The organism is Rheinheimera sp., from assembly GCF_020217005.1.
GTDB lineage: Bacteria > Pseudomonadota > Gammaproteobacteria > Enterobacterales > Alteromonadaceae > Pararheinheimera.
On sequence record NZ_JAIWOI010000373.1, the window covers coordinates 1 to 10,000 of the forward strand.

A 10,000-nucleotide genomic window follows, 5' to 3' on the forward strand; every position below is an offset into this window, starting at 1 on the left:
TAACTCAACCTGAGCAAACAATTTCTGAATGGAATCCAACCGCACTGAAGTGGCAACCCAACCATTGAGTTCCTGCCGGGCGTTAAACAATGGCACAGCCAAAGCAAGTCTGTTATCTGCGGTTTGTTCAAATATCAGTTGAGGCAGTTTGGCTTTGTTCAGCAGTCCTGGAATTTGAGAAAAATACAGGCTTTGGTCCGTTTGCTCCGTACTAAGCACAGCTGCACCATATTTGCTTAACAAGGTCAAAGGTGGCAGTTCCGGGAAACGGCTGGTCAGGTTTTGGATGTATTGCAGCAACTTATCCTGCTCCAGCTGACTTTTATCCAGTAAAGCCGGATCCAGCATCTGGGCTACACTGTTCAACTGAGTTTGCACAGGTTGCAGTAGACCTGCATTTAGTCTGGATTCCAGTGTCAGGTTGATATTGTGCAAATCCGCCTTGGCCTGGCTTTCGGTTTGCAGATAAGAAATCAGCAAAAAGCCACAAAGCAACACCGCAATGCATAAGTACAGAACAAGCCACAAGCCGGTTTTTCTCGCCGGTACTGCAGTTGCCTGGTGACTGTCTGTTTCCGCAACTGGCTTTGCCAGTTGATATATTTCAGATACCACAGGGAAATGAATACTGTTCATAGTGCCGTCCTGCTGAACCTCTGCGGACCCATGTATTGATACACGGATCCGGTCGTTCAGAGCTTGAAGTTAAAAGGCGAAACGGTCGACCAAACCTGCCAGATTCACCGCCAACTTGGATAACTCCTGGCTGGCTTGCGAAGTCTGGCTGGCACCAGCCGCAGTTTGAGTGGATAAATCACGGATTTTTAACAAGCTTTGGTCTACTTCGCGGGCCACTAAAGCTTGTTGTTCAGTAGCTCCAGCTATAGCTAAATTGCGCTCGTTAATCTGTGAAATGGCTTGGGTGATTTGGCGTAAGGCCTGATCTGCTGCTTTAGCTTGCTCCAGCGTAGCTTCTGCCTGCTGAGCACTAAATTGCAGTGAATGCACAGTATCATCGGTTTGAAGTTGCACTGTATTGATCATATGTTCTATTTCCAGCGTCGACTGCTGGGTACGCTGTGCCAGGGAACGCACCTCATCGGCCACTACAGCAAAACCACGACCACTTTCTCCGGCTCTGGCCGCCTCTATGGCAGCATTTAACGCCAGCAGATTGGTTTGGTCAGCAATAGTTCGTATCACTTCCAGCACTTTGCTGATGCTGTGAGTATGAGTGGCCAGAGTTTCGGCTTTATGAGAAACCGACATCACATTGGTCACTAAGTCTTCAATAAGACTGATAGATTGGGCCACCCGCTGATTACCATCTTTGGCTTCGCGGTCAGACAATTGCGACAGCTCTGATGTGGACACTGCATTGCCTGCAACTTCATGTACTGCGGAGGTCATTTGTGACATAGCTGTTGCAGTCAGTTCAATTTCACTACTTTGTTGCTGTAAGTCGTTGGTACTGCTCCAAATCACTGTATTCATTTCTTCGGTGGCTGAAGCCAGTTGTACCGCCGAATCACGGATGTTTTCGATCACCTCTTTCAGATTTTTCCGCATCACATTCATAGCACGCAGTAACAAAGCTGGTTCGTCATTGCCTTTACAATCTATCTCCTGGCTTAAATCGCCATCGGCAATAGTTTCAGCGGCCCGCAAGGCTTTGCGCACAGGTAAGACAATGCTTCGGGTCAGCACTACGGCTAACACTACTGTGAGCGCTAAAGCCAATACCAGGATGGAACGGACTAAAGTGGTGGACTCCAGATAATTTTGCTCATTACCCGCTGCAGCCTGGGCTGAACCTGCTTTGTTATAGGCGATCAACTTTTCTAAGTTCAGACTGATATTGGCTCCACCTTCACTCAACTGGCGGCTTAAAGATTCGGCCTCTGCGTCCGTCAAATTATGTTGCTCAGCCAGACTAATCAGTTGATTTAAATCATCAAAATACAAGGTCAGGCTGCGCTCAAGTGCTGTCATAGCCGCCAGCTCCACGTCAGCCAAATCGCGTAGTTTGTATTTTTCTTCCAGTTGCACAATATCGGCGCTGGCCTGATTAATCAGATCTTTGCTTTTTGCTCTGACCAAATCATCTTTGCTGGCTCTGAATCTTTGGCCCTCTAACCGCACTGTGCCAATTTTGTTATTCAATTCCAGCAAAGTGCTGACGCCTGCCAGCCAATGCTGATCAATATCTTTAGTGGCCTGATTCAGCTTCTGCATTTGTGACAAGCTGAAAAAGCCTAAAAACAACACAATTAACGTCAGTAATGCAAAACCACTGGCAGCTCTTTTTCCGATACTAATTTTTCTAAGTAGCATAAGACCGTCCTCACAGATAAACCCTTGGTGTCAGCCACTACAGAGGTGGCGGATAATGAGTCAACAGACTGAAACTTGTGACCTTGAGTTAATGCTAAGGCAAGGGCGAAGCTGAAACACTTCTACCCGGGGTAAAGCGAGCTAGGGAAATGGTTTAGGCAATTAAAACCTTGGTATAGGCTGGTCCGGTTGCAAATACCTGAGTGAGGAGCTGCACTGTCAGATGCAGCCTGCAACTTCTGGGCGTGAACATATAATAGACAGCTTACAAAAGCTGACAACAGAACATTAAAGTACAGTGCCCAGTGCTTTTAACATTTCCTGGGATTGAAAAGGTTTGCTAAGAAAAGCTGTGGCGCCAAGATCGAATGCCTTTTGTTTTAGGCTATCTTCATAAAATGCCGTCAGCAAAATAACGGGGACAGCTGGATTGATTTGTTGTAATACACTCAGCACTTCAAAACCACTCATAGCTGGCATTTGCACGTCTGAAATCACGCAAGACACCTGGGCTAAATGGTCAGACGCTAACAACTGCATGCCTGTAGAGAAGGTCTCGATGTGAAAGCCAAGACTACGAAGAAAGCTACCCAAAGCAATGCGGACAGAATCATCATCGTCAAGCACATAAATCAGAGGTCGTTTCAACTGCACTCTCCAGATAGCCAACAAAACTTTTACTGCGTTTTGTTTTTAACAGGAGTACAGCTTAACCGATAAAGAAAAACCGAAACATTATACCGGGGTATTAACTTTTGCTCAGCCCCAACTGCCCGGCCATACGCATCAGCTCAGCAAAGTTTTTCGCCTGCATTTTTTTCATCATATTACCGCGGTGAATTTTTACTGTGATCAGGCTTAAATTCAGTTGGTCCGCAATTTGTTTATTCAGCAGGCCTGAAACTGCCATTCGCATCACCTGCTGCTCTCTGTTGGTTAATGAGCTAAAGCAATGACGCAATTCGTCGGAAACTGAATTAGTCGCCAGACGCTGCTGATCTTTTTGTAAGGCTGTGGCTATAGCATCCAGTAAATCCTGCTCACGAAATGGTTTAGCCAGAAAATCCACAGCGCCGGATTTCATTGCTTTTACCGTCATAGGAATATCACCATGACCTGTAATAAAAATCACTGGTAGTTCTACCCCTTGTTCCTGCAGCTGGCGGTGAAAATCCAGACCATTGGCAAACTGCAACCGTACATCGAGGATCAAACAACTCGGCACTGGGGCCAGGTGCACTTGCCTGAATTCAGCTACTGTCGCAAAAACTTCTGCTTGTAATCCAACAGAGCGCAACAAACTGCTTAACGAATCCCTTACTGCCGGCTCGTCATCCAGTACATAAACTATCGGCTGTTTCGCAGATGCTGCAGATTTCATGATGTAACTTCCGCGGTAAACTGGGGCAATTGCAAATAAAACACTGCGCCAGGTCTTTCTTTTTGCTCAGCCCATAACAAACCATGATGCGCCTCAGCTATGCTGCGGCATATGGATAACCCCATCCCCATACCTTCTGCTTTTGTACTGTAAAAGGCGTCAAACAATAGTGGAAAATCCGCTTCTGCAATGCCAGCCCCCGTATCAGCCACTGCCAATAGCCAACTTTTCTGATCGGCTTTAAGATTGAGCTGCAAACGCCTTTCAGGCACAGCTGTCTGTTCCATCGCCTGAATTGCATTAACCAGCAAATTAATCAGCACCTGTTGCAGCTGAATTTTATCTCCGGCTACCCAGGCGGACTGCTTAGGCAAAGTCATATCATACTGAACATGATGGCGCTGCAACTCTTTTTCAACCAACAGCACAGACTCAGCAATAACCCCACATAAATCCAGCTGCACTAAAGCCACACTGCCTTTTTTCGACAAAGCCCGGATCCGTTTCACAACTTCAGCGGCTCTATGCGCTTCTTTGACTATAGCGTTAATACAGAAATTGATTTCCGGCAAATCAGGTTCAGGCCTGTTCATCCAACGTAACGAGGCTTCAGCGCTCATACTGATCGAGGCCAAAGGCTGATTAATTTCATGCGCCAGTGATGCAGACATCTGACCCAAAGTACTTAATCTGTTGGCCTGCTCCAGCGCGAGTTGCTGTACCCGCAATTTATCTTCAGCTAAGCGGCTTTCGGTCAGATCATTATTACTAATCAAAATGGACTGAGCTTTGCCTTTTGTATCTAAGGCGACCGACCAGCGGCTGGCCACCACCACTTGCCGTCCGGATTGGTGCTGTTCTATCAAATCACCTTCAAAATGACCAGTACTAAGCAGCTGTTGCATAGCCTGAGGTGGCGTATTTAACAGTTCGCATAAAGTCTTGCCCAAAGCCTGTTCCTTACTCCAGCCATATAAGTTATTGGCTCCCTGATTCCAGTGAGTAATAACCCCCTTCATGTCGCAGACTAAAATCGCATCATGGGTTTGTGACAGTAGGTACACTTGTTGTCGCAACAAGTCTTTTGCATGCTGACTTTTCAATGCCAGTACTGTGGTAATAGCAATAGCGGCCAAACTAATCAGGCAACGGGCAAAAGCCGAGCTCTCGAGCATAGCACCATGAGAAGTAAAAAAAGCGATCAATGTCAGCGCTATACAAAGCAGACCAACAGCGATCACACCACGTTTTGAAAGCAACTCAGCAGCTATTAATACGACTATGACATAAAGCACAGCCACAGCGATCTGCAATGAGGTCAGGGTATCAGCAATAAAAATAGCGGCGGTAAGAAGCAAACCAAAAACATACATCAAAGCACTGACAGAGCGACGTTTAACCAGCATTCGTTTTTTAAACCTTATGATCTGCATAAAACACTGAAGCAAAACAGCTCAGCCCAAGTTTCTACTATCAGCGCGTTCTTATTAAAAAACCACTATACCTGGGTATAAAAGCCATGATCGCAGCAAACCAGGGGACTGTAACAGCCTCCCTGGTCATTTAATGCTTCCAATCATAGCCTACGAGGAACGCAAGAAGGCCAATAAATCCTGATTGATCTGGTCTTTATTTGTTGAAGGTAAACCGTGAGAACCGCCCGGATACAGCTTCAAAGTGGCATTTTTCAACAGTTTGGCTGCAGCTACAGCTGTAGTTTCAGCAGGAACTATCTGATCATCATCACCGTGGATCACTAAAGCTGGTACATCGACCTTTTTCAAATCTTCAGTAAAATCTGATTCTGAAAATTGTTTAATGCAGTCATACACATTTTTTAAGCCAGCCAACATACCCTGATAACAAAACACATCCTGCAAGGCTGTAGAAACCTGCGCGTCCAGACGGTTAAAACCAAAAAATGGGACTGTTAAATCGCGGAAAAACTGGTGACGATTGGCTACGACACCAGCACGGATGCCATCAAACACTGCCATAGGTACGCCATTCGGATTATTTGCTGACACCCCCATTTGTGGTGTAACAGCGCCAACTAAAACCAGTCCTTTGACCCGTGATGAACCATGACGTCCAACATAACGAGTGACTTCGCCACCACCAGTAGAATGGCCAACAAGAGTGACGTCTTTTAAATCCAGTGTTTCAATTAAGCTTGCTAAATCATCAGCATAGGTATCCATATCATTGCCTGCCCATACCTGCTCCGAGCGGCCATGACCACGACGGTCATGTGCGATACAGCGATACCCATGTGAAGCCAGGAAAAACATCTGATCTTCCCATGCATCAGAACTCAGTGGCCAGCCATGGCTGAATACCACCACGGGACCTAACCCCCAGTCTTTGTAATAAATTTTTGTACCGTCTTTTGCGCTTATAGTGGACATAGCATCTTTCCTTTTTGGGTTGGTGAACTTTTATAAGGTCCGAATTAAAGATTTCTTAATTTGGCTAATGCCAGCGCAATACCTGCGCCGTAAGCCGGGTCTGCCTGATTACAATTCTGAATATGCCGCTGTTGTACGGTTTCAGAGGCCGAGGAAATAGCACGCGCCGTGTTGTCGAATAAAACCTGTTGTTGCTCTGCCGTCATCAACCGGAATAGATCTCCAGGTTGGCTGAAGTAATCTGTATCTTCGCGATGATCCCAATGACCCGCATCCCCATGAAGAGCAAGATGAGGCTCGGCAAATTCAGGCTGTTGTTGCCACTGACCATAACTGTTCGGTTCATAGCCTATGGTTGCCCCCAAATTACCATCGGTGCGCATAGCGCCATCTCTGTGATAACTATGAAAAGGACATTTCGGCGCGTTGACAGGAATATGATGATGGTTAACGCCCAGACGGTACCGCTGTGCATCACCATAAGAAAACAGCCTGGATTGCAGCATTTTATCTGGTGAGAACCCGATACCTGGCACCACGTTAGCAGGTGAAAATGCGGCTTGTTCTACTTCGGCAAAATAGTTTTCCGGATTCCTGTTAAGCTCCAGCACGCCGACATCCTGCAAAGGATAATCTTTATGTGGCCAGACTTTTGTCAGGTCAAACGGGTTAAAAGGGCACTGCTGAGCCTCTGCTTCAGACATGACTTGAATAGCTAACTTCCAGCGCGGAAAATCACCATTTTCAATACTGTAAAACAAGTCGCGCTGATGACTGTCGCGGTCACGGCCAACAAGCTGCTGAGCTTCCGCATCGGTCAAATTCGCAATGCCCTGTTGACTGATAAAATGAAACTTCACCCAAAAACGCTGATTGTCTGAGTTAATTAAACTGAAGGTATGGCTGCCAAAACCGTGCATCTGACGATAAGACTTAGGTATACCTCTATCACTCATCACTATGGTGATTTGGTGCAAAGCTTCGGGTAACAAAGTCCACCAGTCCCAGTTACTCTCAGCGTTGTGCATATTGGTTTTAGGATCACGTTTGACCACATGGTTTAAGTCTGTGAACTTCAGTGGATCACGGATGAAAAAAACCGGAGTGTTATTGCCAACCAGATCCCAATTGCCCATCTCCGTGTAAAACTTGATGGCAAAACCACGGATATCACGTTCAGCGTCGGCCGCCCCTCTTTCACCTGCAACTGTAGAAAACCGGACAAAAACAGGAGTTTGCTTACCAGGCTGAGCAAACACAGCGGCTTTGCTAAACTGGCTGATGTCATGCGTGACGGTAAATACTCCGTAAGCGCCAGATCCCTTTGCATGCATACGGCGTTCAGGTATAACTTCTCTGGCAAAATGAGCCAGCTTCTCTAAATGCCACACATCCTGTAATAGCATTGGGCCACGAGGCCCTGCAGTTTGTACGTTCTGATTATCTACTACAGGTGCACCTGCAGCTGTTGTGAGTTTGGTCATAATTTTTGCCCCTCTTTTGATGATGGACAAATACTAGAACAAGCAAACCTCTGACAATACTATGCCTATGTATAGGTGTTTTTCCCTGCTTACTGGTCCAAATTACCCCACCGAAGATGAGCAATAAGTAGCCAGCGACTCACGCTCCAAGCCCAATGGATAACAGTATTCTGCTGCCAAATGGCTTCGCTGTGGCGCTCAAGTCGGCGATCTCATCAACTCATCTATGACCTAATGCGAGTTAACTTAACAAGGAATACATCATGAATCACGTGACATTAAATCGGATCAAAGCGGCTTTAGTAGTCGCAACTCTTACTATAAGTAGTTTGGCCTGTGCTTCAGATAAACCCACTGTTGTGCTGGTTCACGGTGCTTTTGCAGAATCGTCCAGTTGGAATGCGGTAGCGGCAACACTGAAACAGCAGGGCTATCCAGTCATCGCTGCAGCTAACCCGTTGCGCAGCCTTAGCGCAGATGCTGATTATGTCTCCAGTGTAGTGAAACAGACCACCGGCTCTGTTGTTTTGGTCGGCCACTCCTACGGCGGCGCAGTGATCAGTAATGCCGTAAAAGAGAACACCAATGTCAAAGCTTTAGTCTATGTCGCAGCTTTTGCCCCAGAACAAGGGGAGACGGTGCTGGAGTTATCCAATCGTTACCCTGGCAGCACCTTAGGCTCAGCACTTGCTGCTCCTGTCGTGTTAAAAGATGGCAATAAAGACCTGTACATACAACAGGATAAGTTCGGAGCCCAGTTTGCGGCTGATGTTCCAGTGGCAGAAGCCACACTGATGGCGGCAACACAACGCCCTATTACTGAACTTGCATTAACGGAGCCTTCAGCACAACCAGCCTGGCATAACACAGCTTCCTGGGCCATTTATGGCACGGCGGATAAAAACATCCCCGCGGTCGCAATGAAATTTATGGCGCAACGTGCCAAAGCGAAAAAAATCGTCGAGGTATCAGGCGCCTCTCATGTCGTAATGACATCCCATCCGGACAAAGTCGCAGCGCTGATCATTGAAGCAGCCACAGCTGCAATGAAGTAAACCTTAACCATTTACCACTAACATAGACTAAAGAGGATATTGATATGAAAACACTGCAGACTATTCTGGCCGTCAGCCTGGTCTCCTTCACATCCAGCCATGCAATAGCGGCTGGCTCACCAGGAGTGGAGCAACAAACCCAGAGCTTTTTAAACGCTCTGGCACAAGGCGGGGGTAAACCGCTAGAACAATTAACACCCCAGGATGCCCGCGCTGTGCTGGTGGGCGCTCAGCAAGGCGCCACCTTGCCAGAGGCCGTTGTCAGCGAAAAAGTGATTAAGGCCGATGGTCAGACTATTAAACTGGTGATCGTAAAGCCAAAAGCAGCTAAAGGTAGCTTACCAGCCTTTATGTTCTTCCACGGCGGCGGTTGGGTCTTGGGTGATTTCCCTACCCATGAGCGTTTGATCCGTGATTTAGTGCAGCGCTCAGGTGCCGCAGCTGTCTATGTAGATTACACGCCATCCCCTGAAGCCAAATACCCTACCGCTATTAATCAGGCTTATGCTGCAACCAAATGGGTAGCCAGCCATGGCAAAGAGATTGGCGTAGATGGCAGCCGTTTGGCCGTCGCGGGCAACAGCGTAGGTGGCAATATGGCGGCAGTGGTCGCTTTAAAAGCTAAGGCTGAAGGCTCGCCTAAACTTAAATTCCAGTTATTGCTGTGGCCTGTGACAGACGCCAGCTTTAACAACAGCTCTTATCACACTTATGCAGAAGGCCACTTCTTAACCCGTAATATGATGCTGTGGTTCTGGGATAACTACACAACCAGTGCAGAACAACGTAACGAAATTTATGCCTCGCCATTACGCGCAAGTACAGAACAGTTACAAGGCCTGCCGCCAGCGTTAATTCAGACTGCAGAAATGGACGTCTTGCGTGATGAAGGTGAAGCCTATGGCCGTCACCTGAGCGATGCAGGTGTCGCTGTGACGACAGTGCGTTACAACGGCATGATCCACGATTTTGGTCTGTTGAATGTATTGAGCACAGTACCAGCAGTGCAAGATGCGTTAGATCAGGCCGGTCGGGAATTAAAAGACCACCTGAACTAAGTTCACCGGATCTAAAACTTAACTGCAGCTCCAGTCTCTGCCCATCCAATTGGCAGAGACTTTCTTCTGTAAGACCAGACAACAGATCATTGATACCAGCTCCAGACCCACCCCAGTTATGCCTTTGTATAGGTTCATTTGCTGACCAGACTCTGTAATCTGCAATTAAACCAGCTCGTGCTGTGGACATAGCCGGAAGCATCCATTTGACCAAAAGGCATATTTTATGGGCAAAAACAGACTGGAAACCCTGTTTGACGGGGTACTTGCCATTATTATC

Annotated in this window: 9 protein-coding genes; 2 read left to right on the forward strand and 7 right to left on the reverse strand. The window is 47.1% G+C overall.

All coding sequences use genetic code 11. The features are described from left to right. The 7 genes from LDL40_RS18510 to LDL40_RS18540 form a co-directional block, all read right to left on the reverse strand. Nucleotides 1–636: hypothetical protein (locus LDL40_RS18510; RefSeq protein WP_300996969.1), on the reverse strand; the 636-nt coding region annotated here is incomplete at its 3' end. Nucleotides 637–705: 69 nt separating this feature from the next. Next, nucleotides 706–2,334 (reverse strand): methyl-accepting chemotaxis protein, encoded by a 1,629-nt coding sequence (locus tag LDL40_RS18515; RefSeq protein ID WP_300996970.1) that lies wholly within the window; start codon nucleotides 2,332–2,334, stop codon nucleotides 706–708. 288 nt (nucleotides 2,335–2,622) lie between these two features. Next, nucleotides 2,623–2,982 carry a response regulator transcription factor gene (locus tag LDL40_RS18520; protein ID WP_300996971.1) on the reverse strand — a complete coding sequence of 120 codons (360 nt, stop codon included), beginning with the start codon at nucleotides 2,980–2,982 and terminating at the stop codon, nucleotides 2,623–2,625. A gap of 100 nt (nucleotides 2,983–3,082) precedes the next feature. Beyond that, nucleotides 3,083–3,715 (reverse strand): response regulator transcription factor, encoded by a 633-nt coding sequence (locus tag LDL40_RS18525; RefSeq protein ID WP_300996972.1) that lies wholly within the window; start codon nucleotides 3,713–3,715, stop codon nucleotides 3,083–3,085. Continuing rightward, nucleotides 3,712–5,121 carry an ATP-binding protein gene (locus LDL40_RS18530; RefSeq protein ID WP_300996973.1) on the reverse strand — a complete coding sequence of 470 codons (1,410 nt, stop codon included), beginning with the start codon at nucleotides 5,119–5,121 and terminating at the stop codon, nucleotides 3,712–3,714. The genes LDL40_RS18525 and LDL40_RS18530 overlap by 4 nt, the downstream gene beginning before the upstream one ends. A 177-nt stretch (nucleotides 5,122–5,298) precedes the next feature. After that, nucleotides 5,299–6,123 (reverse strand): alpha/beta hydrolase, encoded by an 825-nt coding sequence (locus LDL40_RS18535; RefSeq protein ID WP_300996974.1) that lies wholly within the window; start codon nucleotides 6,121–6,123, stop codon nucleotides 5,299–5,301. A gap of 44 nt (nucleotides 6,124–6,167) precedes the next feature. Beyond that, nucleotides 6,168–7,607: a catalase gene (locus LDL40_RS18540; RefSeq protein ID WP_367304350.1), complete on the reverse strand. Its 1,440-nt coding sequence runs from the start codon at nucleotides 7,605–7,607 to the stop codon at nucleotides 6,168–6,170. Nucleotides 7,608–7,870: 263 nt separating this feature from the next. On the opposite strand from LDL40_RS18540, the gene LDL40_RS18545 reads away from it, so the two are divergent. Continuing rightward, nucleotides 7,871–8,662 (forward strand): alpha/beta hydrolase, encoded by a 792-nt coding sequence (locus LDL40_RS18545; RefSeq protein ID WP_300996975.1) that lies wholly within the window; start codon nucleotides 7,871–7,873, stop codon nucleotides 8,660–8,662. A gap of 44 nt (nucleotides 8,663–8,706) precedes the next feature. Next, nucleotides 8,707–9,720, forward strand: coding sequence for an alpha/beta hydrolase (locus LDL40_RS18550; RefSeq protein ID WP_300996976.1), 1,014 nt, complete (start codon nucleotides 8,707–8,709; stop codon nucleotides 9,718–9,720). Nucleotides 9,721–10,000 lie beyond the last annotated feature (280 nt).

What these genes read in the sequence shown, in the direction of transcription:
- LDL40_RS18530 (WP_300996973.1), bottom strand. Translation starts at nt 5,121, where the DNA reads ATGCTGGTTAAACGTCGCTCTGTCAGTGCTTTGATGTATGTTTTTGGT.
- LDL40_RS18515 (WP_300996970.1), bottom strand. Translation starts at nt 2,334, where the DNA reads ATGCTACTTAGAAAAATTAGTATCGGAAAAAGAGCTGCCAGTGGTTTT.
- LDL40_RS18525 (WP_300996972.1), bottom strand. Translation starts at nt 3,715, where the DNA reads ATGAAATCTGCAGCATCTGCGAAACAGCCGATAGTTTATGTACTGGAT.
- LDL40_RS18550 (WP_300996976.1), top strand. Translation starts at nt 8,707, where the DNA reads ATGAAAACACTGCAGACTATTCTGGCCGTCAGCCTGGTCTCCTTCACA.
- LDL40_RS18545 (WP_300996975.1), top strand. Translation starts at nt 7,871, where the DNA reads ATGAATCACGTGACATTAAATCGGATCAAAGCGGCTTTAGTAGTCGCA.
- LDL40_RS18540 (WP_367304350.1), bottom strand. Translation starts at nt 7,607, where the DNA reads ATGACCAAACTCACAACAGCTGCAGGTGCACCTGTAGTAGATAATCAG.
- LDL40_RS18535 (WP_300996974.1), bottom strand. Translation starts at nt 6,123, where the DNA reads ATGTCCACTATAAGCGCAAAAGACGGTACAAAAATTTATTACAAAGAC.